The 22,112-nt window shown below is 73.5% G+C and carries 23 protein-coding genes; 12 read left to right on the top strand and 11 right to left on the bottom strand.

Annotated elements, in window-relative coordinates; genetic code table 11:
• Nucleotides 1–15 precede the first annotated feature (15 nt).
• Nucleotides 16–507: a P-loop nucleotide/nucleoside kinase family protein gene (locus tag ACZ6O5_RS22960; RefSeq protein WP_465979878.1), complete on the top strand. Its 492-nt coding sequence runs from the start codon at nucleotides 16–18 to the stop codon at nucleotides 505–507.
• 153 nt (nucleotides 508–660) lie between these two features.
• Here the strand turns inward: ACZ6O5_RS22960 and ACZ6O5_RS22955 are convergent, their stop codons facing one another.
• The gene (locus ACZ6O5_RS22955) at nucleotides 661–900 is read right to left on the bottom strand and encodes a sulfurtransferase TusA family protein (RefSeq protein ID WP_465979877.1); all 240 of its coding nucleotides are present in this window, start codon (nucleotides 898–900) and stop codon (nucleotides 661–663) included.
• A 56-nt stretch (nucleotides 901–956) separates the two neighbouring features.
• Nucleotides 957–2,108, bottom strand: coding sequence for a cysteine desulfurase family protein (locus ACZ6O5_RS22950; protein WP_465979876.1), 1,152 nt, complete (start codon nucleotides 2,106–2,108; stop codon nucleotides 957–959).
• 170 nt (nucleotides 2,109–2,278) lie between these two features.
• Here ACZ6O5_RS22950 and ctaC point away from each other — a divergent pair, with 170 nt between their 5' ends.
• Together ctaC and ACZ6O5_RS22940 are read left to right on the top strand one after the other, a co-directional pair.
• On the top strand, nucleotides 2,279–3,250 hold the full coding sequence (ctaC, locus tag ACZ6O5_RS22945) for an aa3-type cytochrome oxidase subunit II (protein ID WP_405090595.1): 972 nt from the start codon (nucleotides 2,279–2,281) through the stop codon (nucleotides 3,248–3,250).
• Between the two features lie 10 nt (nucleotides 3,251–3,260).
• Nucleotides 3,261–3,689 carry a cytochrome c oxidase subunit 4 gene (locus ACZ6O5_RS22940; protein ID WP_281936746.1) on the top strand — a complete coding sequence of 143 codons (429 nt, stop codon included), beginning with the start codon at nucleotides 3,261–3,263 and terminating at the stop codon, nucleotides 3,687–3,689.
• Nucleotides 3,690–3,917: 228 nt separating this feature from the next.
• Here ACZ6O5_RS22940 and ACZ6O5_RS22935 read toward each other — a convergent pair whose 3' ends face one another.
• From ACZ6O5_RS22935 to ACZ6O5_RS22920, 4 genes are all read right to left on the bottom strand, one after another.
• Nucleotides 3,918–4,124: a hypothetical protein gene (locus ACZ6O5_RS22935; RefSeq protein WP_465979875.1), complete on the bottom strand. Its 207-nt coding sequence runs from the start codon at nucleotides 4,122–4,124 to the stop codon at nucleotides 3,918–3,920.
• 119 nt (nucleotides 4,125–4,243) lie between these two features.
• Complete coding sequence (trpD, locus tag ACZ6O5_RS22930) at nucleotides 4,244–5,290, bottom strand: anthranilate phosphoribosyltransferase (protein ID WP_425787696.1); 1,047 nt, start codon at nucleotides 5,288–5,290, stop codon at nucleotides 4,244–4,246.
• 77 nt (nucleotides 5,291–5,367) lie between these two features.
• Nucleotides 5,368–5,766 carry a response regulator gene (locus ACZ6O5_RS22925; RefSeq protein WP_431936747.1) on the bottom strand — a complete coding sequence of 133 codons (399 nt, stop codon included), beginning with the start codon at nucleotides 5,764–5,766 and terminating at the stop codon, nucleotides 5,368–5,370.
• 47 nt (nucleotides 5,767–5,813) lie between these two features.
• A complete protein-coding gene (locus ACZ6O5_RS22920; protein ID WP_465979874.1) occupies nucleotides 5,814–6,800 on the bottom strand; it encodes a cytochrome c oxidase assembly protein in 987 nt (328 codons plus the stop codon).
• Between the two features lie 108 nt (nucleotides 6,801–6,908).
• On the opposite strand from ACZ6O5_RS22920, the gene ctaE reads away from it, so the two are divergent.
• The 5 genes from ctaE to ACZ6O5_RS22895 all read left to right on the top strand — a co-directional run bounded on the left by ctaE (nucleotide 6,909) and on the right by ACZ6O5_RS22895 (nucleotide 12,043).
• Nucleotides 6,909–7,508: an aa3-type cytochrome oxidase subunit III gene (ctaE, locus tag ACZ6O5_RS22915; RefSeq protein ID WP_425787698.1), complete on the top strand. Its 600-nt coding sequence runs from the start codon at nucleotides 6,909–6,911 to the stop codon at nucleotides 7,506–7,508.
• Nucleotides 7,509–7,580: 72 nt separating this feature from the next.
• Entirely contained in the window at nucleotides 7,581–8,414 is an 834-nt protein-coding gene (qcrC, locus tag ACZ6O5_RS22910) for a cytochrome bc1 complex diheme cytochrome c subunit (RefSeq protein WP_107159950.1), read from the top strand.
• A 67-nt stretch (nucleotides 8,415–8,481) separates the two neighbouring features.
• Entirely contained in the window at nucleotides 8,482–9,570 is a 1,089-nt protein-coding gene (gene qcrA / locus ACZ6O5_RS22905; protein ID WP_465979873.1) for a cytochrome bc1 complex Rieske iron-sulfur subunit, read from the top strand.
• A complete protein-coding gene (gene qcrB, locus ACZ6O5_RS22900) occupies nucleotides 9,567–11,198 on the top strand; it encodes a cytochrome bc1 complex cytochrome b subunit (protein WP_465979872.1) in 1,632 nt (543 codons plus the stop codon). The genes qcrA and qcrB overlap by 4 nt, the downstream gene beginning before the upstream one ends.
• Before the next feature lie 170 nt (nucleotides 11,199–11,368).
• Nucleotides 11,369–12,043 (top strand): DUF4142 domain-containing protein, encoded by a 675-nt coding sequence (locus tag ACZ6O5_RS22895; RefSeq protein ID WP_465979871.1) that lies wholly within the window; start codon nucleotides 11,369–11,371, stop codon nucleotides 12,041–12,043.
• A gap of 63 nt (nucleotides 12,044–12,106) precedes the next feature.
• Here the strand turns inward: ACZ6O5_RS22895 and ACZ6O5_RS22890 are convergent, their stop codons facing one another.
• The 5 genes from ACZ6O5_RS22890 to ACZ6O5_RS22870 all read right to left on the bottom strand — a co-directional run bounded on the left by ACZ6O5_RS22890 (nucleotide 12,107) and on the right by ACZ6O5_RS22870 (nucleotide 17,585).
• Nucleotides 12,107–12,394 (bottom strand): Lrp/AsnC family transcriptional regulator, encoded by a 288-nt coding sequence (locus ACZ6O5_RS22890; RefSeq protein ID WP_107159942.1) that lies wholly within the window; start codon nucleotides 12,392–12,394, stop codon nucleotides 12,107–12,109.
• 52 nt (nucleotides 12,395–12,446) lie between these two features.
• Entirely contained in the window at nucleotides 12,447–13,328 is an 882-nt protein-coding gene (locus tag ACZ6O5_RS22885) for a sugar phosphate nucleotidyltransferase (protein WP_465979870.1), read from the bottom strand.
• Nucleotides 13,325–13,864: an NUDIX hydrolase gene (locus ACZ6O5_RS22880; RefSeq protein WP_465979869.1), complete on the bottom strand. Its 540-nt coding sequence runs from the start codon at nucleotides 13,862–13,864 to the stop codon at nucleotides 13,325–13,327. Before ACZ6O5_RS22880 ends, ACZ6O5_RS22885 begins: the two co-directional genes overlap by 4 nt.
• A 49-nt stretch (nucleotides 13,865–13,913) precedes the next feature.
• Nucleotides 13,914–15,701 carry a RelA/SpoT family protein gene (locus tag ACZ6O5_RS22875; RefSeq protein ID WP_465979868.1) on the bottom strand — a complete coding sequence of 596 codons (1,788 nt, stop codon included), beginning with the start codon at nucleotides 15,699–15,701 and terminating at the stop codon, nucleotides 13,914–13,916.
• A gap of 126 nt (nucleotides 15,702–15,827) precedes the next feature.
• Complete coding sequence (locus ACZ6O5_RS22870; RefSeq protein WP_465979867.1) at nucleotides 15,828–17,585, bottom strand: DEDD exonuclease domain-containing protein; 1,758 nt, start codon at nucleotides 17,583–17,585, stop codon at nucleotides 15,828–15,830.
• Nucleotides 17,586–17,711: 126 nt separating this feature from the next.
• Between ACZ6O5_RS22870 and ACZ6O5_RS22865 the strand changes: the two genes are divergently transcribed.
• The 4 genes from ACZ6O5_RS22865 to ACZ6O5_RS22850 all read left to right on the top strand — a co-directional run bounded on the left by ACZ6O5_RS22865 (nucleotide 17,712) and on the right by ACZ6O5_RS22850 (nucleotide 21,990).
• The gene (locus ACZ6O5_RS22865) at nucleotides 17,712–19,109 is read left to right on the top strand and encodes an NYN domain-containing protein (RefSeq protein WP_465979866.1); all 1,398 of its coding nucleotides are present in this window, start codon (nucleotides 17,712–17,714) and stop codon (nucleotides 19,107–19,109) included.
• 161 nt (nucleotides 19,110–19,270) lie between these two features.
• Nucleotides 19,271–19,498: a hypothetical protein gene (locus ACZ6O5_RS22860; RefSeq protein ID WP_425787706.1), complete on the top strand. Its 228-nt coding sequence runs from the start codon at nucleotides 19,271–19,273 to the stop codon at nucleotides 19,496–19,498.
• A 111-nt stretch (nucleotides 19,499–19,609) separates the two neighbouring features.
• The gene (locus ACZ6O5_RS22855; RefSeq protein WP_465979865.1) at nucleotides 19,610–20,869 is read left to right on the top strand and encodes a M48 family metallopeptidase; all 1,260 of its coding nucleotides are present in this window, start codon (nucleotides 19,610–19,612) and stop codon (nucleotides 20,867–20,869) included.
• Complete coding sequence (locus ACZ6O5_RS22850; RefSeq protein WP_465979864.1) at nucleotides 20,866–21,990, top strand: glycosyltransferase family 4 protein; 1,125 nt, start codon at nucleotides 20,866–20,868, stop codon at nucleotides 21,988–21,990. The genes ACZ6O5_RS22855 and ACZ6O5_RS22850 overlap by 4 nt, the downstream gene beginning before the upstream one ends.
• Nucleotides 21,991–22,112 lie beyond the last annotated feature (122 nt).

The raw sequence follows: 22,112 nt of genomic DNA, 5'->3' as shown, positions 1-22,112 counted from the left end.
TCGGGCGGAGGGCCGGTGCTTGTCGCCTTCGCCGGGCTGCCCGGCGTGGGCAAGAGCACGCTCGCCGTGCGGGTCGGCGCCGCGCTGCGCGCCCCGGTCCTGCCGGTCGACCCGGTCGAGCGGGCCCTGGGCCGCTACGGACTGGTCGGCGACGTGCCCGGGATGGCCGCGTACGGCGCGGTCGCCGGGCTCGCCGAGGTGCAGTTCGGCCTCGGGCTGAGCGTGGTGATCGACGCGGTGAACCCGGTCGCGTCCGCCCGCGGCCTCTGGCACGACCTGGCCGAACGGGCCGGCGTCCCGCTGCGGGTGATCGAGGTGCACTGCGGTGACGAGGCGGAGCACCGGCGTCGGGTCGAGGCCCGTCCAGCCGCCGGGCAGGCCCCCGCGACCTGGGAGCAGACGCTGGTACGCCGCGCCGAGTACGAGCCGCTGATCGGCCCCCGCCTGGTGGTCGACACCGCCGTGGCGACCGACCCCCTCCCCGGCATCCTCGCCTACCTCACCTGACCCTCCTCCCCACCCCTCACCCCCACCCCCACCCATCCGCGCGCAGATTCACGGAAAGAGTGGCCTCCAGGCCGGAAATAGCCACGCTTTCCGTGAATCTGCGCGCCCGGGGTGGGGTGGGGTGGGGTGGGGTGGGGGGTGCGTGGGGGTGGGTCAGGGGGTGCGGCGGATGTCGTAGGCGGGGCCGGCGTCGGGGTGGGCGGCGAGGAACTCGTGGCCGCGCATCCGGCAGAAGGCCGGGATGTCCACGGCTGCCGCCGGGTCGTCGGCCAGCACCCGGACCACCGCCCCGGCCGGCAGGTCGGGCAGCCGGCGGGCCAGGTTGATCACCGGCAGGGGGCAGCGCTGGCCCCGACAGTCCAGCACCTCGTCCGGCTCGCTCCCCGCCCGCACCGGCTCGCCTTCGTCCGCGGCTGCGGGGCCCGCCGCACCGGGCTCGCTCCCGGCGTTCACAGGCCGGTCACTCCCGCCTCGGCGCGCAGGCCGGCGACGATGCCGGGCAGCTCGGCCAGGAACCGCTCCACGTCCGCCTCGGTGGTCTCCCGGTGCAGCGACACCCGCACGTTGCCGTGCGACAGCACCCCCATCGCCTCCAGCACGTGCGACGGGCGCAGCGTCGACGCGGTGCAGGACGAGCCGGAGGAGACCGCGAAGCCGCGCCGGTCCAGCGCGTGCAGCAGCGCCTCGCCGTCCACGTACAGGCAGGAGAACGTCACCAGGTGGGGGAGTCGGTCCACCGGGTCGCCGACCACCTCCACGTCCGGCACCTCCGCCGCCACCCGGGCCCGGATCCGGTCCACCAGCGGCGCCAGCCGGGCCGCCTCGGCCGCCGCGTCGGCCACCGCCGCGCGCAGGCTCGCCGCCGCGGCCACCACCGCCGGCAGGTTCACCACCCCCGGGGTACGCCCCGACTCCCGCTCGTCGGCCGGGTACGGCGACTCCCACCGGGTGCCCTTGCGCACCACCAGCAGGCCGACGCCGGGTGGCCCGCCCCACTTGTGCGCGCTGGCGGTCAGCACCGACCAGCCCGCCGGCAGCGGCGCCCGGCCGACCAGTTGGGCCGCGTCCACGTACAGCGGGACGCCCGCCTCGGCGCACACCTCGGCCGCCGCCGGCACCGGCTGCACGGTGCCGACCTCGTGACTGGCCCCGATCAGCGCGGCCAGCGCCACACCGGGGGCGGTCACCGCCGTCGCCCAGGCGTCCAGATCCAACCGGCCGAGCCGGTCCACGGGTACGGAGACCGCGTCGCCCCCGCCGGCGGTGTGCCGATCCGCCGCGTGCAGCACCGCCGAGTGTTCGATCGCCGAGTGCGCCAGCGTCGTACCGGCCCGGCGTCGCCCGGCCAGTCCGCCCAGCACGGCGGCGTGCGCGGCGGCCGTACCGCTGGGGGTGAAGGAGAGTTCGTCGGCGCGGACGCCGAGTGTCTGCGCGGCGGCCTCCCGGGCGGCGTCGAGGAGTTGGCGGGCCCGGCGGGCCGGCGCGTAGAGCCGGGCCGGGTCGGCCCAGCCGTCGTCCAGGGCGGCCAGCAGCGCCTGCCGCGCGACCGGATGGAGCGGGACGGCGGAGGCGGCGTCCAGGTAGACGGGGGAGGCGCTCATGGTCCTTCACGCTATCGCCCGGGTCCGCCCACGATCTCCCCGAAGGGGGCGGACAGTGACCCCAAGACCGCCTGGCCCGCCATGGTCGAGTAATCTGCGACCGTCGGTGACGCCTTTGCCGTCGGTGTCAGGAAAACAACCGCCGCGGCGCGCTAGGGAGGCAGGACCAGGTGGTCGCAAGGAGTTCGGAGGTACGGCCGTCGGCCGTACGGCACAGCGCTTCCCCGGGGGCCGGTGGGCGTCGGCGGCGTGGTGCTGGTCGACTCGCCGGGCTCGGTCTCGGCGGAGCGGCGCTGCTGGTTGCGCTCACCGGCTGTGACGTCGGCAAGACCTTCGGCGGCTTCGGCTGGCCGCAGGGCGGCATCACGCCCGAGTCGCACCGGATGTACGACCTGTGGATCGCCTCCTGCATCGCGGCGCTGGCGGTCGGCGTGTTCGTCTGGGGCCTGATCTTCTGGTGCGTGGTGCGCTACCGCAAGCGCGGCAACGAGCTGCCGGTGCAGACCCGCTACAACCTGCCGATGGAGTTCCTCTACACCATCGCGCCGATCCTCGTGGTCTCCGTGCTCTTCTACTACACCGCGGTCGTGCAGACCGACGTGAACAAGGAGACGAAGAACCCCGACGTCACCGTCGAGGTCGTCGCGTTCAAGTGGAACTGGCAGTTCAACTACCGCGACGGCCAGGGCCGGGACGCGAACACGGTCGCCTCGACGCTGGGCACCAGCGAGGTCATCCCGGTGCTGGTGCTGCCGAGCGGCCGGTCCATCCGGTTCGAGGAGCAGAGCCGCGACGTCATCCACTCGTTCTGGGTGCCGGAGCTGCTGTTCAAGCGCGACGTCATGCCGGGCAACGTCCGTAACACCTTCGAGGTCTCCAGCATCGACCAGGAGGGCGCGTTCGTCGGCCGCTGCGCCGAGCTGTGCGGCAGCTACCACGCGTTCATGAACTTCGAGCTGCGGGTCGTCTCGCCGGAGAAGTTCGACCAGTTCCTGGCCGCCAAGAAGGCCGGCAACTCGACCCAGGACGCGCTCAAGGCGATCGGTGAGCCCGAGTACGCCACCGAGACCAAGCCGTTCGACACGCGGCGCAACACCGCGAACTTCAACCCGTCCGACGCGTCGGCCGGCGCGGGAAGCTGAGGGGTTCGGCATGAAGACCGAGTGGAAGATCTTCCTCACCATCGCCACGTTCCTTCTCGGCGCGACCGTGCTCTACGGCGCCTGGACGTACGGCGACAGCGGCGGTCACGTCGAGTGGGTCGGCACCGTGGCGCTGCTGCTCTCCTTCCTGCTCTGCGCGATGTGCGGTGGCTTCTTCTGGTTCGTCTCCCGGCGGATCGACCTGCGTCCGGAGGACCGGGCGGACGGCGAGATCGCCGACGGCGCCGGTGAGATCGGCTTCTTCAGCCCGGGCAGCTACTGGCCGTTCGGTCTGGCGCTGGCCGCCGCGATCGCCGGCCTGGGGCTCGTGTTCTGGCAGTTCTGGCTGCTGGGCCTGGGCCTGGTGGCGGTGGTCTTCGCCGCCTGTGGGCTGCTTTTCGAGTACTACTCGGGCACCCGCCGCACCGCCGAGCACTGACCCGCACCAACTCCGCCGCAGGCCCGCGCCCCCTCCGGGGCCGCGGGCCTGCGGCGTTCCACGCTCCCGGTCCGCCGGGTTGGGCGTGATCAAGGGGTTTGGGCCGGCGCGGGTGGTGGGTTCCGACGCGAAGTCCTTGGTCATCGGAGTGGTGGGACCCCCGAGAGGGGTGCGGTGGGGTGCCGGGGCTCGCCGTCCTGTGGCCCCCGCGGTTACGGTCAGGTCAGGTCAGGCGGCGTGGCGGTGGGCGGGGCGCGGCATGCGCCGGCGGGACCGCGTCGCGGGGCGGAGCGTGCCGGCGGCGATCAGCACCGCCGCGCCGCAGCCGGTGCAGGCCAGCTCCGGGCAGTCGGCGCCGTGCCCGTCGCCGCAGTGCGGCGTCTCGAACAGCACGACGCCCTCACAGATGTCGCAGTAAAGCTCGCGGTCCGACACGGGCGTCTCCTCTCGCTCCGGTGCCGGCCGGGGCGGGACGCCACCGACCGACAGAGCTATCGACCGAAAACGGAAAATTACTCCCCTGTAGTTTGGCACGGGGGTCCGACAGCCACGGCTCAGGCGGAGCGCGCGACCTCCAGCCAGCGCTCCAGCGTGCTCGCGGCGGCGCCCGAGTCGACCGCCTCGGCGGCCCGGTCCAGGTTGACCCGCAGCGCCTCGTGCAGATCGCCGTCGAGCGGGCCCTGGGTGGCCAGCGCGACGGCGGCGTTCACCAGCACGGAGTCGCGTACCGGGCCGGTCTCGCCGGCCAGCAGCCGCCGGACCACGTCGGCGTTGTGGACGGCGTCTCCGCCCCGCAGGTCGGCGAGGGTGGCCCGGGGCACCCCGAGCTCCGCCGCGTCCAGCACCGACTCCCTGACGGTGCCCTGCTGCGCCACCCAGACCCGGGTCGGTGCGGCGGTGCTGAACTCGTCCAGCCCGTCCTCGCCGCGCAGCACGATCGCCGAGTCGCCGCGGGCCGCGAAGACGGCGGCCATCACCGGCGCCATCCGCCGGTCGAAGCAGCCCACCGCGCCCGCGCGGGGCCGGGCCGGGTTGGTCAGCGGGCCGAGGAAGTTGAACGCCGTGGGCACGCCGATCTCGCGCCGGACCGGGCCGGTGTGCCGCATGCCGGGGTGGAAACGGGCGGCGAAGCAGAAGCCGATCCCGGCCTCGGTGACGCAGCGGGCCACCTGCTCCGGAGCCAGGTCGAGCGGCACGCCGAGCTGCTCCAGCACGTCCGCGGTGCCGCAGGAGGAGGAGGCGGCCCGGTTGCCGTGCTTGACCACCCGGACACCCGTGCCGGCGACCACCAGCGCCGCCATGGTGGAGATGTTGACCGTGTGCGCGAGGTCACCGCCGGTGCCCACCACGTCGAGCGCGGTGGCGCGCACCTCCTCGGGCAGCTCGACCGGCACGGCGCGGGTCAGCATCGTCTCGACCAGGCCGCCCAGCTCGGCCGGGGTCTCACCCTTGGTGCGCAGCGCCACGGCGAAGCCGGCGATCTGCGCCGGCGTGGCCGAGCCGGCCATGATCTCGCCCATCGCCCAGGCGGTGTCGGCGGCGGAGAGCTCCTCGCCGCGCAGCAGCGCGTTGAGCAGAAGCGGCCAGGTCCGTTCGCCCATGGCGGGCCTCCCGAGCGGCGTGAAGTGAAGCGGTTGGGGGCGCGCCACGGCCGCGTCGCCGTGGCGCCGCAGGTGGATCAGGCCGCGGCGTGGGTGCGGCGCAGCAGCTCCGCCACGGTGCTACCGGCGATCACCGGGTCCAGCGGGTGGGTCAGCGTGGCGTCGACCTCGGCGTACGCGGCGAGCCAGCGGTCCGCCGCACGGGCCAGCACCACGCAGGTCAGCGGCGCGTCGTCCCGATCGTCCTTGATCTGCCGGGCGATGCCGATGCCGCCGCCCGGGCTCGCCTCGCCGTCGAGCAGGAGCAGGTCGATCTCGTAGTCGTCGACCAGCCGGACGCAGCCGGCGTAGTCGGACGCCTCGACGAACTCGATCTCGATGCCGGGCGCCGGTCGGGTGCCGACGGCGAGCCGCATCCGGTCCCGGACCTTCGGGTCGTCGCTGTAGAGCAGGACGGTGCAAAGACGATCGCTCATCGTGACGTGGCTCCCACCTCGTAGCTGCCCGCTGATCGTAGCGGTCGTCACATTCCGCCGGTGGGCCCGGTCCCGGCCCCGGCGCTCGTCTCGGCCGCGCGCTGGCGGGCCTCCTGGCGGTCCAGCTCGCGGTCCAGCCGGCGGGCCTCGCGCTCCGACTGTTTGATCCACTGCACGACCAGCACGGCCAGCATGGTGACGCTGACGAACTCGCCGCCGGCCCAGAGGACGCCGCCGGCGACCACCTGGTCGTTGCGCGGGTCGGACCAGGCCAGGTTCAGCGACGGGTACCAGTCACCGCCGAGCAGCGTGGTGCTCTGCATGATGGTGAGCCCGAGCACGGTGTGGAACGGCACCGAGAGCAGCATGAGCAGCGCGCGGGCCGGGTACGGCCAGCGTCCGGGCAGCGGGTCCAGGCCGAGCAGCGGCCAGAAGAAGACGCAGCCGGTCATGATGAAGTGCGCGTGCACCAGCTCGTGCGCCCACTCGTGGCGCAGCGTGAACTCGTAGAGGTTGGTGAAGTAGAGCACGAACGGGTTCGCCACGAAGATGGCGAACGCCACAAGCGGGAAGGTGTAGACCCGGGCCACCCGGCTGTGCACGACCGCGAGCAGTCGCTTGCGGGGCCGCACCGGCAGCGTGCGCAGCGCCAGCGTCACCGGGGCGCCCAGCGCCAGGAAGATCGGCGCGATCATCGACAGCACCATGTGCTGCACCATGTGCACCGAGAGCAGCGCGGTGTCGTACGCGCCGAACCCGCTGACCGTGACCGCGGCGATGCCGCCGAGCCCGGGGCCGAGGAACGCGACGGTACGCAGCACCGGCCACCGGTCGCCGCGCAGCCGCAACCGGTGCACCCCGTAGAGGTAGAGCCCGGCGGCGAGCACCAGGCCCAGCGTGAGCCAGCTCTCCAGCCGCGTCTCGGTGAGCACCCGGGCCACGGTGAACGGCGGTGGGGCGGCCTCGCCCCCCGCCGCCAGGGTCGCCGGGGCGGCGGCCGAGGTGACGGCGAGGATCTGATCGACGTGCAGCACGCTTTTCAGGGTAGGTCAGGCGAAGCGGACGACCACGATCGGGCCACTGCGGGCACCGGTTTGCCACCCCGCTGATCGTCGGTCCCGGTCAAGGGCAATAATGACCGCGTGACTGCGGCCCCAGCCATTGACAAGAGCCGGATCCACTCCCTGACGCGGCCGAACATGGTCAGCGTCGGGACGATCGTGTGGCTCTCCAGCGAACTCATGTTCTTCGCGGCGCTGTTCGCGATGTACTTCTCGATCCGCGCGGCGGCGCCGGAGCAGTGGGAGAAGCACACCGAGGTTCTCAACATCCCGTACGCGACCACCTTCACGGTGATCCTCGTGCTCTCCTCGGTGACCTGCCAGCTCGGTGTCTTCGCGGCCGAGAAGGGTGACGTGCACGCCCTGCGTCGGTGGTTCACGATCACCTTCGTGATGGGTCTGATCTTCGTGCTCGGCCAGGCGAACGAGTACCGGACCCTGGTGCACGAGGGCGTCAAGATCAACGGAGACGGTTACGGGTCGATGTTCTACCTGACCACCGGCTTCCACGGTCTGCACGTGACCGGCGGGCTGATCGCCTTCATCATCTTCATGGTCCGCACCACCATGGGTCGGTTCACCCCGGCCCAGGCGACCTCGGCGATCGTGGTGTCCTACTACTGGCACTTCGTCGACGTCGTGTGGATCGCGCTGTACGCCATGATCTACTGGCTTCAGTGATCTTGGCGCGTTCCGAACCGCGCCGCTGCTCCGTCCCCTGAGACAAGGTCCAACCGGTTAAGGACACAGGTCATGACTTCTGACAACGACCGCCGACGCGGTCTGCTCGCGCGGCTGCGCGGGCGGCCCGTGGCGCGCAGCAGGGGCCGCCGCCGGCTGGGTGCCGCGGTCCGGCTGGCCGCCGCGCTGATGCTGGCCGGCGGCGCCTACACCGTCTTCGCCCCGGGCGTGCAGGCGCAGGACAACCCGCCGCTGACCGCCGCCGGTAACGAGGGCAAGGCGCTGTTCGATGTGAGCTGCGTGACCTGTCACGGTCGCAACGCCCAGGGCGTCGAGGGTCGGGGCCCGAGCCTGATCGGCGTCGGGTCGGCCTCGGTCGAGTTCCAGGTCGGCAGCGGCCGCATGCCGATGGCCCGGCAGGAGGCGCAGGCCATGCGCAAGCCTCCGCAGTTCACCGACGAGCAGGTGCGCCAGCTCGGGCAGTACATCCAGGAGCTCGGCGGCGGCCCGCAGGTGCCGTCGGGCAACCTGCGCGACGGCGCCAACATGGCCACCGGTGGTGAGCTGTTCCGGATCAACTGCTCGCAGTGCCACGCGTTCGGCGGCGGCGGTGGGGCGCTCTCCTCCGGCAAGTACGCCCCGAGCCTCAAGCCGGCCAGCGACCGGCAGATCTACGCCGCCATGCTGAGCGGCCCGCAGAACATGCCGGTGTTCGGCGACAACCAGATCACTCCGCAGGAGAAGGCGGACATCATCGCCTACATCCAGGAGACGCTGAAGAGCGACCAGGACCAGGGCGGCTTCAACCTGGGCCGGTACGGCCCGTCGACCGAGGGTCTGGCGATCTTCCTGGTCGGCATCGTCGCGCTGGTCTTCGCGAGCCTGTGGATCGCGGGCAAGTCGTGACCCGGACGAACATCTGTATCATTGCCCTGGTGCCGGCCACCGGCGCCACGCGTAGCGAGGTGACGGCATGAGCACCCACACCGAGCACCAGGCCCCGCAGGGTCCGGAGCCGGTCGACGTGTACGACCCCCGACTCTCCCGGTTCGACATCGTCCAGGAGGGCGCCCGGCGGGACGACATCGAGATCGTCCACTACGAGGAGCAGGTCGTCCCGGGCAGCAAGGCGGAGCGCCGGCTGACCCGTACGGTCGCGTTGATGTTCCTGCTGACCGGCGTCGCCGCCACCGCCTTCCTGGTGATCTACATCTGGTGGCCGTGGCAGTGGGAGGCCGGTCGCGGCGGCGACAAGCTCTACACGCCGCTGCTCGGCCTGACCCTGGGCCTGGCCCTGCTCGGCGTCGGCTTCGGCATCCTGACCTGGGGCAAGAAGCTGCTGCCCAAGGAGGTCTCGATCCAGGACCGGCACGACCAGGGCGGCAACCCGGAGGATCGCAAGATCACCGGCGAGACCATGCTCTACCTGGCCGACGAGCTGGGCGTGAAGCGGCGTCCGCTGCTCGGCATCTCGCTGCTGGCCGGCCTGGCGCCGGTCGGCGCGGTCGCCGCGGCGCCGCTGATCGGTGGCCTGATCGAGCAGCCGCACAAGAACAACCAGATGTTCACCACCGGCTTCGCGCCGGCCGAGGGCGGTGAGAAGATCCGGCTGATCCGCGAGGACGGCCGGCCGATCCGCCCGGCGGACGTCAGCGTCGGCGGCCAGCTCACCGTGTTCCCGGGCATCGAGGGCGGCGTCAGCAACCGGCACGCCGACTCCCCGACCCTGCTGATCCACCTGCGCGAGGACGACGCGCAGAAGTCGCGCGCGGCCAACGAACGCAAGGGCCGTGGCGACTTCATGTGGGGCAACTACGTCGCGTTCTCCAAGATCTGCACGCACGCCGGTTGCCCGGCCAGCCTCTACGAGCAGCAGACCAACCGGCTGCTCTGCCCCTGCCACCAGTCCCAGTTCCTCATCACCGACAACGCCAAGCCGATCTTCGGCCCGGCGAACCGGCCGCTGCCGCAGCTGCCGATCGAGGTGGACGAGGAAGGCTTCTTCGTGGCGAGGTCCGACTACACCGAGACCATCGGTCCCGACTTCTGGGAGCGGCCATGAAGCGCCGAAAGTTCGATGCGGCCGCGCTGCCGGCCAAGACCGCCGGGGCGGTGGACGACCGTTTCCAGGTCGCCACGCCGCTGCGCAAGCTGCTGAACAAGGTCTTCCCCGACCACTGGTCCTTCCTGCTCGGCGAGATCGCGCTGTTCTCGTTCATCGTCCTGCTGCTGACCGGTGTGTTCCTGACCTTCTTCTACGAGCCGGCGATGACCGAGGTGACCTACGACGGCAGCTACGCGCCGCTGCGGGGCACCCCGATGTCGGCCGCGTACGCCTCCAGCCTGGACATCTCGTTCGACGTCCGGGGCGGTCTGATCATGCGGCAGATGCACCACTGGGCGGCCCTGCTGTTCATGGCCGCGATCGTGGTGCACATGCTCCGGGTCTTCTTCACCGGCGCGTTCCGCAAGCCGCGTGAGACCAACTGGATCATCGGCTCGCTGCTGTTCTGGGTCGGCTTCCTGGCCGGCTTCACCGGCTACTCGCTGCCCGACGACGGCCTCTCCGGCACCGGCCTGCGGATCGCCTCCGGCATCATCCTGTCGATCCCGGTGGTGGGTTCCTGGGTCAGCTCGTCGATCTTCGGCGGCGAGTTCCCCGGCATGATCATCATCAGCCGCTTCTTCATCGCCCACGTGCTGCTCATCCCGGGCCTGCTGGTGGCGCTGATCAGCGTGCACCTGGGCCTGGTGTTCAAGCAGAAGCACACCCAGTGGCCCGGCCCCGGCCGGACCAACGAGAACGTGGTCGGCGAGCGGATGTTCCCGCGCTACGCGCTCAAGCAGGGCGGCTTCTTCATGGTCGTCTTCGGCGTGATCGCGCTGATGGGTGGCCTCTTCCAGATCAACCCGATCTGGTACTTCGGCCCGTACGAGGCGTGGGTGGTCTCGGCGGCCAGCCAGCCCGACTGGTACGTCATGTTCCTCGACGGCTCGACCCGACTCATGCCGGGCTGGGAGATCCACATCCCGATCGGCAACGGGTACGTCATCCCGCCGCTGTTCTGGCCGACGGTCGTGCTCCCCGGCATCCTGGTGGGCCTGTCGACGATGTACCCGTTCCTGGAGGCCCGCCGCCTCAAGGACTACAAGCACCACAACCTGCTCCAGCGGCCCCGGGACGTGCCGGCCCGGACCGCGGTGGGCGCGATGGCGGTCGCCTTCTACGTCGTGCTGACGCTCTCCGGCGGCAACGACGTGATCGCCGACAAGTTCCACATCAGTTTGAACGCGATGACGTGGGCCGGCCGGGTCGGCCTGCTGGTCATCCCGCCGCTGGCCTACTACGTCACCTACCGGATCTGCCTGGGTCTCCAGCAGCACGACCGGGAGGTGCTGGCCCACGGCGTGGAGACCGGCATCATCAAGCGGCTGCCCGACGGCCGGTTCGTCGAGGTCCACCAGCCGCTCACGTCGGCGGACGGGCACGACGGCCACGCGCCGGCGCTGGACTACGTCGGCTGGGTGGTGCCCAAGAAGATGAACCGGCTCGGTGCCCTCGGGCCCGCCATCCGGGGCTTCTTCTACCCGATCGAGAAGCCGGCCGAGGCGCCGGTCTCGCCGGGCCACTCGCCGGTCGAGCCCCGAGGAGAGCGGGAGGAGGTCGGCAGCGGCGAGAGCCGACGCTGACCCTTCCGGGTACGACTGACCGTGGCGCCCGCCGGATTCCTCCGGCGGGCGCCACGTCCGTTTCTCCGCCCCGATCGGCGGATCGGGGCGCCCCGGACGAGTGGAATCGCAGGAATAACCCCGGTCAGCCGGGTATCCGTGCGGTCCGACGTCTCATGGGGGAGGAACGCATGTGGGGAATCAAACGCCTGGGTTTGCTGGCTGCGCTGGTGGTCGTGGGGCTGGCGCCCGCCACCGCGGCTCAGGCCGCGGCGCAGCCGTCGACGCAGGACACCCAGTATCTGCAGGCGGTGCACCAGGTCAACCTGTTCGAGATCACCGCCGGTAACCTGGCCCAGCAGAAGGGCCAGAACCAGCAGGTCAAGGACCTGGGCAAGATGTTCGTCACGGACCACACCCAACTGGACCAGACGGTCAAGTCAACCGCGCAGCAGCTCAACGTGCAGTTGCCGGCCGACCCGACCGCCGACCAGCAGAAGGTCCTCGACAAGCTGAACGGGCTCAACGGGGCCCAGTTCGACAAGGCGTGGGTGACCGCCCAGCTCGCCGGCCACGTCCAGGCCATCCAGGCCACCCAGACGGAGATCTCGCAGGGCTCCGAGCAGTCGGTGGTGCAGCTCGCCCAGGACGCGCTGCCGGTCCTGCAGGCGCACTACGACGCGCTGGTGGCGCTGGCCCAGACGCTGGGTGTCCCGGTGCCGCAGACCAGCGCCAGCGGCACGCCCAGCCCGGGCGGCACCACGTCGCCGGCACCGGGCGGCACCGAGTCGTCCGCGCCGGGCGGCACCGGGACCGAGGAGCCCGCTCCGGGCACCACGGAGACCCCGGCGCCCGCGCAGAGCTGACCCGACCGCACGACCGGCGGTGGCCGGTCCGCCCCTCGCCGGGGTGGGCCGGCCACCGGCGTCTCAGTCGGCGCTGGCCAGCCCGATCGCGAACGCCTCCTCCAGGTCGTGCTGCGAGTAGGCCCGGAACGCGATGTGCGACTCGGTGTTGAGGACACCGGGCACCTTGGAGATGCTCCCGGCGATGACCTGGGCGATCTGCTCGAACTCGCGGACCCGGACCATGGCGATCAGGTCGACGTGCCCGGCCACCGAGTAGACCTCGCTGACGCCGGGCAGGGCGGCCAGGTTCTCGGCCACCTCGGGGATGGAGTCGGTGGCGCAGTCGATCAGCACGATCGCGGTGATCACGGGACGTTTCTCCGTTCGTCGGCGACGAGCCCCATGCTAGAGCCCACGCCGGTCACCGCGCGGCCGGGACGGTCAGGTCGGCGCCGGCCCGGATCACGCCGTCGAGGCGTTCCCCGGCGGCGACCGTCGCGCCCGGCCAGATCACCGACCGGTCGACCGCGCCGTGGACCCGCGCGCCGGCGCCGACCACCGAGCGGGTGACCGGTCCGTCCACCGTCGCGGACGGGTCGACCAGCCCGGCCGGACCGGCGGCGTGCAGGTTGGCGGCCAGGTAGTCGGCCGGGGTGCCGGTGTCGTAGAACGTCCCCCGGTAGCGGACCACGGTCAGCGCCCCGGCCGCCTCCGCCGGCCGCCACACCGCCCGGACCAGCTCGTCGAACGTGGCCGGCAGGTCCCGGACCAGCCGCCAGGGCAGCAGCGACAGACCGGCGAAGCGGTGGCCGGCGAAGGTGCCGGGGGCGGCCGGGTCGTCCGCCGGCCGACCGAGCAGGCGTACGCTCCGCCCGTCCCAGCCGTCGCACAGCGCGGCCACGTCGGGGCCGGGTGGCGCCGCCGGGTCGGCCAGGTACGCGTCGGCGTTGGCGACCAGCACGCCCCGCCCGGCGATCCAGTCGCGCAGCCGGCCGACGCCGCCGGCGGTGCCCAGCGGTTCGCCCGGTTCGACGGAGAGGTGGGCCCGGTCGCCGACCCACGCGGTCACCTGGTCGCCCAGGTAGCAGGCGTTCACCGCGACCAGCTCGGGGCCGGTCAGGCCGAGGCCGGCGAGCCGGGCCAGGGCCCGGTCGAGCAGCGGCACGTTGCCGACCGGGCAGAGCGCCTTGGGCACCCGCTCGGTGAGCGGGCGCAACCGGGTGCCGGCGCCGGCCGCCAGCACCACCGCGCACACCTCGACCCCGCGTGCCGGGCCGGACGAGTCGGGGACCGGTGCGCTCACGCGCTCGGTGGCGTCGCCGGCGGGACCTCGCCGGCGCGCGGGCCGATGCCGTAGTGGGCCAGCAGGTTGGCGGTGGCGCGGCTGAGCCGGGGCAGATCGTCGAGCGGGTGCCAGGCGGCCTCCAACACCTCGGCCCCGTCCACCTTCAGCGTGGTGCTCGACGCCGGCACCGTCACCTCGAAGACCACGTCCACCCAGCCCTTGGCGTGCACCACCGCGTTCGGCACCGCGGGCCGGAGCCGGTCGGGGGAGAGCCGGACGCCGGACTCCTCGTGCAGCTCCCGGGCGGCGCCGACCACCGGGGGCTCACCGCGTTGCAGGAGGCCGGCGGGGAGGCTCCAACTGTGGCCGGGAGGTTGGCGCAGCAGCAGGATCCGTCCCGCGCCGCCGGCCTCCGCGTCCCGGACCAGCGTGACCGCACCGACGATGTACTTCGGCACGGCCAGCCGGACCAGCCGCCGCCGCAGCGGGACCGGCAACCGGTAGAAGAGGCGGTAGCCGAAGGCCCGTCCGGTGGCACGCGCGCGGGGGATCATGCGTTCAGGCTAGTGGCCGGCGGGTCGGCGGGGGCGAAGGCCCTTCACCTCACTGCCGGTGGTCGACCAGGTCGATGAGCTGCTGGACCACCGCGTCCGGCTCGACCGAGCGGTCGAAGACCGCGACCAGCAGCGTCTCCAGGTCGGGGTAGCCCAGTTCCTCGGAGAGCCGCAGCAGGGGTAGGTCGCTGGCCAGGCCCCGGTTGTGCTTGCGCAGCGCCAGGCCGACCGAGGCGCGGCCGAGCCGGACCTTGTCGGCGATCGAGATGCCCGGCTCGGTGTGCTCGGCGAACCACCTGTTGATCTGCATCTGGGCGTGTGGGGACTTGACGAAGCCCAACCACTCCCGGCGCGGACCGCGGGGCGCGACGTCGGCCTCGAAGCCGCTCTCCGCGTCGCTCTCGGTGAAGATCTCCACCACGTCGCCCTCCTCCAGTTCGGAGGAGAGCGGGGCCAGCCGGCCGTTGATCCGGGCGGCGAGGCAGTGGTCGCCGCGTTCGGTGCCCAGCTCGTACGCGAGGTCGACCGGGGTGGCCCCGGCCGGCAGCACCAACTGGCGACCGTCGGCGACCACCTGGATCTGCGCCTCCGACAGGTCACAGCGCAGCGACGCCATGAACTGGGTCGGGTCGACCGTGTCCTGCTCCCAGTCGAGCACCCGGCGCAGCCAGGACAGCTCGTCCGTCCGGTCGGCGGCCCGGCCGGCGGCGCGCGGGAAGCGGTAGTGGGCGGCCACGCCGTACTCCGCGGAGCGGTGCATCTCGGTGGTGCGGATCAGCACCTCGACCGTGCGGTCCTGCGGGCCGCAGACGCTGGTGTGCAGCGACCGGTAGAGGTTGTTCTTCGGGGAGGCGATGAAGTCCTTGAAGCGGCCCGGAACCGGTCGCCAGAGCCCGTGCACGGCGCCCAGCGCGGCGTAGCAGTCGGTCGCCGGGCCGTCCACCACGATGGCGATGCGGGGCAGGTCGTACGGGGCGGCGTGGCCACCGGCGACGGTGTCCTTCCAGATCGAGTAGAGGTGCCGCGGGCGGGGGGAGACGTCGGCGTCCACCCGGCTGCGGCGCAGCGCCGCCCGGGTGCGGGCCACCACGTCGGCGAGGTAGGCGTCCCAGCCGGGCCGGTCGTGCACGAACCGGGCGATCCGCGCGTGCTCCTCGGGCCGCAGGTGCAACAGCACCACGTCGTCCAGCTCGCGTTTGAGCGTCTGGATGCCCAGCCGGTCGCAGAGCGGGACCAGCACGTCGAGGGTCTTGCGGGCGATCCGCTCCCGCGAGGCGGCGGAGCGGACGCCGAGCGTCCGCATGTTGTGCAGCCGGTCGGCCAGCTTGATGACCAGCACCCGGACGTCCTTGCCGGCCGCCACGATCATCTTGCGGACGGTCTCCGCCTCGGCGGCCTTGCCGTAGAACGCCTTGTCGAACTTGGTCACGCCGTCGACCAGGTGGGCCACCTCGCGGCCGAAGTCCTCCTGGAGCGCCTGGAGCGTGTAGCGGGTGTCCTCCACCGTGTCGTGCAGCAGCGCGGCGACCAGCGTGGTGGTGTCCATGCCGAGGTCGGCGCAGATCTGCGCCACCGCGAACGGGTGGGTGATGTAGGGCTCGCCGCTCTTGCGGAACTGGCCGCGGTGCATGTTCTCGGCGATCGTGTACGCCCGGCGCAGCACCGAGACGTCGGCGCTGGCATGGATGCCACGATGGGCGCGGACCAGCGCGGTGACCGGGTCGCCGTCGGCGGTGGGCCAGGTGAGCAGTGAACGCAGCCGGCGGGTGAGCGGTAGCTCGCCCTGGTTCGGAAGGGCGCCGCCCAGGGCGGCGCCGTGTCCGGCGTCGACGTCCACCTGGGACACCTCCTCACCCGGCCCGCGGTCACCGGGGCCGGTGACCGGGAGCAGACCCGCGAATCGGGCAGTGCTGTACTTCTTCAACAGCCTAAGGGAGTCGGCGTCGTCCGATCGGACACTTGGTCATGAGCGTTCGGTCGAGAGTTGGTGGGATCCGCCGTTCTCGGCCTTCGCCAGCAGGTCGCGGAAGCGCCCCGCGCCGGCCACCGGCGAGGCCCACCCGGCGGTGCTCTCGACCAGCCGCGTCTCCGGCCGTTCCAACCAGGACAGGATCCGCTCGGTCTCCTCGGCGGTGGCCGCCGGCACCGGACCGTGCCCGGGCAGCACCGTCTCGGCGGTGGCCCGGATCGCCGCGATGGTCGGTCGTGGGTGGACACCGGGTGGCGACACGCCGGCCCCGGCGAGCCGCCCGTGTCGGACCAGCGCCAGCTCCCAGCCGCCCCGGGCGGCGGGCCGGGCGGCGGCCAGCTCGGCGATGCCGGTCAACGCCGCCAGGCGCTGCATCCGGACCGCCGCGCGCAGCACCGCCACCAGCCGGCCCCGCGCCACCGCCGCCTCCTCGTAGCGCTGGGCGGCGGACAGCACCTCGATCCGGGCGAGCAGGGCGTCGACCACCACGGCGGGATCGTCGCGGGTGGCGGTGCGGAACGGGGTGGCGGCGGCGTGTTCGTACTCCTCCGGGGTGATCCGGTGCTCGCAGGGCGCCGGGCAGCGGCCCAGCTCGGCCAGCGCGCAGGCCGGCATGGTGGTGCGCCGGGAGAGCCGGTGGGTGCACTGACGCAGCGGCACCGCGTCGTGGAAGCCGGCGGCGGCCAGCTCCGCGGCCTGTTTGGACCGGAACGGGCCGAGGTAGGCGGTGTCGGTGGGGCCGAGGTCGCGGACGACCGACAACCGGGGGTACGCCTCGTCGGTGAGCTTCAGCCAGACCTGGCGCTCCGGGTATTTCGACCGGCGATTGTACGGCGGGGCGTGCGCGGCGATCAGCCGCAGCTCGCGGACCTCGGCCTCCAGCGAGTGGGCGCACTCGACCGCCTCCACCCGCTCGGCGGCGGCCAGCATCTCGGAGATCCGGGCCCGTTTCTCGCCGGCGGTGAAGTAGCTGCGCACCCGGGTGGCGATGTCGACGGACGTGCCGACGTAGAGCGGTCGGTCGTCGGCGGCCCGGAAGATGTAGACGCCGGGCACCTTCGGCAGCCCCTCGGCGAGGTGCCGCTTGCGGCGCTGGGTCGGGGTGACCGCCCGGGCGAACTCGATCGCCTCGCCGATCGTGTCGACCCGGTGCCCGCCCAGGCGGCTGATCAGCCCGTGCAGCACGTCGACGGTGGCCTTGGCGTCGTCGAGCGCCCGGTGGGTGGGCTGGGTGGCGGTGCGGAAGTAGCCGGCCAGCGTGCCCAGCTTGCGGTTGGGCACCTCGTCGCGGGTGAGCACCCGCCGGGCCAGCGCGGCGGTGTCCAGCACCCGCGGGTTGGGCCAGCGGTAGCCGTGCTTCGCGCAGGCGGCCTTGAGGAAGCCCACGTCGTAGGGGGCGTTGTGGGCGACCAGCACGGCGTCGGTGAGGAACTCCAGGAAGCTCGGCAGCACCTGCTCGATCGGCGGGGCGGGCACCAGCATCGCCTGGGTGATCCCGGTCAGCACGGTGATGAACGGCGGGATCGGCACGCCCGGGTTGACCAGCGTGGCGAGCACGCCCAGCTCCTCGCCGCCGCGGACCTTCACCGCGCCGATCTCGGTGATCCCGCCGCCGTCCGGCGCGCCGCCGGTGGTCTCCAGGTCGACCACCACGAAGGTGGTCGCGTAGAGCGGCAGCGCGGGGTCGACGCCGCTGCCCGCCGCCCGGTCCAGACCGGCCAGCGACTCCTGGACGTACTCCGTTCCCGTCACCAGCGGGACGGTAGCGGCACGGTCCGACACTCGCGTCACTCCGGCCCCAGTGATACCACGGGGGTACGATGAGAGATCGGCTCACTCACCGGGCGGTGGGCCCGTTCGGGGTGGGAGACTTGCCACATGCCCCTCACCGAGCCGCACGACGACCGCTCCTCCGCGGAGGAGCCGGTGGTCGGCGCGCCCGAGCCCGGTGAGGACCCGTCGCCGCCCGAGCCCGAGCCCACGCTCCCCGAGCCGGTCCGCCAGCGGATCGTCACGCTGACCGCCGCGGTCCTGCCCGGCCTGCCCGCCGACGAGGTGCCGGTGCCGCTGCGCCGGGTCGCCAAGTTCGCCCCCAACCGCCGCGCCCGGCTCGGCGCTCCGGTGATCGCCGCCCAGCTCACCGCCGACCCGCTGTTCCGGCAGCGGGTCACCGCCCGGGTGCTGGCCGACGCCGGTGACCTCGGCGCGGCGGTGGTCGAGGGCACCGCGCCGGCTGCCGCCGACCCGGTCGAGGTGGCCGCGCTGGCCTACCTGGCCCGGCCCCGGGGCTGGCGGGAGCTGATCGAGGCCAGCGGCGAGGCGGTGCGCGCCGAGGCGGACAGCGCGGTCGTGGCCGAGCTGGTCCGGGAGGCCGAGCAGCGGGCCACCCGCGCCGAGCACGACCGGGCGGTGGCCCGGGTCGAGGCCGAGAAGCTCCGCGACGAGCTGGCCCGGGTCCGCGAGGAGCTGGGCCAGCTCCGCGAGGAGGCCCGGCAGTTGGCCCGTACCCTGCGGGAGACCCAGGCCCGGGAGCGCCGGGCCACCGAGCTGCTGGCCACCGAACGGGGCCGGGCGGCCCGCGCGGCGGCCGACGCGGACGCCGAGCTGCGCCGCGCCCGGGCCCGGCTGGCCGAGGCGGAGGCCGCCGCCGGGCTGGCCCGGGCCAGCGCCAAGGAGGCCCGCTCCGTCGACGACGCCCGGCTGTGGCTGCTGCTGGAGACGATCGGCCAGGCCGCGGTCGGGTTACGCCGGGAGCTGGCACTCGACCCGGTGGACACGCTGCCGGCGGACTTCGTCGCCGACGCGTTCGCCGACCAGCCGGGCGCCGCCCAGGCCGGACCGGCGACCCGGGCTCGCGACACCGACGACCCGGCCCGGCTCGACCAGCTCCTCGCGCTGCCCCGGGCGCACCTGGTGGTGGACGGCTACAACGTCACCAAGCGCGGCTTCGGGGAGATGTCGCTGGAGCAGCAGCGCAAGCGGCTGATCACCGGGTTGGGCGGGATCGCGGCGCAGACCGGGGACGAGGTCACGGTGGTCTTCGACGGCGCCGAGCGGATCCACGGGCTGCCGCCGGCGCCGCGCGGCGTGCGGGTGCTCTTCTCCCGCAAGGGCGAGACCGCGGACGAGCTGATCCGGCGGCTGGTCCGCGCCGAACCGGCCGGCCGCCCGGTGGTGGTCGTCTCGTCGGACCGCGAGGTCGCCGACGGGGTGCGCCGGCACGGCGCGTACCCGCTGGGCGCCGACTCGCTGCTGCGCCGGCTCGCCCGCTCCTGACCCGCTCGCGCCGCTTCGGCGGACTGGTGACTGGATGATCGTTTTCGGGGTGGGTGCTGCCTCGTTGTCCGGTTCTGTCGTACCCGACGCATAGCCTTGCGGTGACCGACGGTGGTGGTCCCTTCCCCGACCGCCACCGGCGACCGTGTCAGGAGGCGTTCATGCTCATCGACTGCGACGGCTGCGGCATCCGCGGCGCCGGCTGCGCCGGGTGCCTGGTGACCGCGCTGCTCGACCCCGAGTCCCCGGCGGCCGACCTGGGCCCGGCCGAGCACCGGGCGATCGAGGTGTTCGCCCGGGCCGGCTTCGACGTGGAGGTGCTGCCACCGGCGGCCACCCCCGCATCCGCCCCCGCACCCCGCCGCGCCACCCGCCGCCGGGTGGCCTGACCCCGCCGCCCGGGCACCGGGCCGTCCCGCCGCGCCCGGGCCATAGGATGGGCGGTCACAGCGGGAGGGGAGCGGCATGACGCGGACGGGTGGCGACGGCGGGGTGGGGTGGTGAGCCCGCGCGGCTGGGCGCTGCTGACCCTGGCCGGGCTGGCGGTGGCGCTCGTCGTCACCGTGGCGCTGCTGGTGCCGTGGAGCCGGCCGCCGGCGCCCCGCGCCGACCAGCTCGCCGCGTTGCGGGCGCTGCCGGTCGAGCAGGTGGCCCGAGGCCGGGCGTTCGGCGGCGCGTTGCGCCCGGCCGGCTGGTCGGCGCTCGTGGTCGGTCTGGTGGTGGCGCTGCTGCTCGGGCTCACCCCCCTGGGCGGGCGTCTGGTCGAGCTGGCCGGCCGGCCCTTCGGCGGGCACTGGGTGGCCCAGGCCGTGCTCGGCGGGTTGGGCGTCATGCTCCTCGCCGATCTGCTCACCCTGCCGTTCGCGGCCTGGCGGCGCACCGTGCTGGTCCGCTACGGGCTGAGCACCCAGGGCTGGGGCGGCTGGACGGTCGACCTGCTCAAGTCGTACGCGGTCAGCGCGGTCATCGGCGCGCTCGTCCTGCTCGCCTTCTACTCGGTGGTCCGGCTCGCCCCCCGGTGGTGGTGGGCGTACGGCGCGGTCGGCGCCGCCGCCCTGGTGGTGACCCTGTCGTTCGTGCTGCCGGTGCTCGTCGAACCGGTGTTCAACAGGTTCACCCCGATGGAGCCGGGCCCGCTGCGTACCGAGCTGACCACGATGGCCGCCCGGGACGGGGTCCCGGTCCGCGACGTGCTGGTCGCCGACGCGTCCCGGCGGACCCGGGCGGTGAACGCCTACGTCTCCGGGCTCGGGCCGACCCGGCGGGTGGTGGTCTACGACACGCTGCTGCGCGAGGCGGAACCGGCGGAGGTGACAAGCGTGGTCGCCCACGAGCTGGGGCACGCCAAGGACCGCGACGTCTGGACCGGCACGCTGATCGGCGCGCTCGGCGCCGCCGCCGCGGTGGTGGCGCTGTACCTGGTCGGCTCCTGGGCCCCGCTGCTGCGGCTGGCCGGCGTCGACTCCATCGCCCAGCCGCGGGCGTTCCCGCTGCTCGTCGCGCTGGTCACGGTGGTCGGGCTGGTGGCCACCCCGGTGCAGGCGCTTGTCTCCCGACGGGTGGAGGCCCGGGCCGACGCGCACGCGCTGGCGCTCACCGGCGACCCGGCGACGTTCGAGGCGATGCAGCGCCGGCTGGCCGGGGTGAACCTGGCCGACCCCGACCCGCCGCGCTGGGAGTACCTGTGGTCGGCGTCCCACCCGTCCACCGTGGAGCGGATGGCCGCCGCCCGCGCCTACGCCAGGGAGCACGGCCGATGAGCCGCACCTTGCTGATCACCAACGACTTCCCGCCCCGCCCCGGCGGCATCCAGTCCTTCGTGCACAACCTCGCGGTGCGCCAGCCGCCCGGCTCGGTGGTGGTCTACGCGTCGAGCTGGCGGGACGCGGAGAAGTTCGACGCCGACCAGCCGCTCGAGGTGGTCCGGGAACGCACCCGGGTGCTGCTGCCCACGCCGCTGGTCGCCCGTCGGGCGGCCCGGCTGGCCCGGGCGTACGACTGCGACACGGTGTGGTTCGGCGCGGCGGCGCCGCTGGGGTTGCTCGCGTCGGGGCTGCGCCGCCGGGCCGGGATCCGCCGGGCGGTGGCGCTGACGCACGGGCACGAGGTCGGGTGGGCCGCGTTGCCCGGCGCCCGGTCCGCGCTGCGACGCATCGGCCGGGGCGTGGACGTGACCACCTACCTCGGCGAGTACACCCGGGTGCGGCTGGCCCGGGCGTTGGACGGGCTGACCGAGCTGCGCCGCCTCGCGCCCGGCGTCGACGTGGAGACCTACCATCCCGGCGTCGACGGCGAGCCGGTCCGGGCGCGGCTCGGCCTCGCCGACCGGCCGGTGGTGGTGTGCGTGTCGCGACTGGTGCCGCGCAAGGGGCAGGACGCGCTGATCCGGGCGTTGCCGGAGATCCGCCGCCGGGTGCCGGACGCCGCGCTGCTGGTGGTCGGCGGCGGGCCCTACCGGGCCACCCTGGAGAAGCTGGCCCGGCAGGCCGGGGTGGAGCGGGACGTGGTCTTCACCGGCTCGGTGCCCAGCGCCGAACTGCCCGCGCACTACGCCGCCGGCGACGTCTACGCGATGCCCTGCCGCACCCGCAACCGTGGGCTGGACGTGGAGGGCCTCGGCATCGTCTACCTGGAGGCGAGCGCGACCGGGCTGCCGGTGGTGGCGGGCGACTCCGGTGGCGCGCCGGACGCGGTCCGCGAGGGGGAGACCGGGTACGTGGTCCGGGGCCGGGACGTCGCCCAGCTCGCCGACCGGGTGGCGACCCTGCTCGCCGACCGCGACCTCGCCCGCCAGCTCGGCGCGGCCGGCCGGGCCTGGGTCGAGCGGGAGTGGCGCTGGGAGACCCAGGCGGAGCGGATGGCCACGCTGCTCGCCGGCTGACCGGCGCCCGAGCGGTGCACCGGTCACCGTCGTCAGGTCTCCGCCTCACCCGTGCGCCGCTTCCGTCCGGACACGTCGAGCGCGCCGCCCGCCCGCCCCCGAACCGCGTCCCGCCCCGAGGG

The sequence above is a fragment of the Micromonospora sp. NPDC049201 genome (genome assembly GCF_055586805.1).
This window is presented reverse-complemented; position numbering and strand designations above follow the sequence as displayed.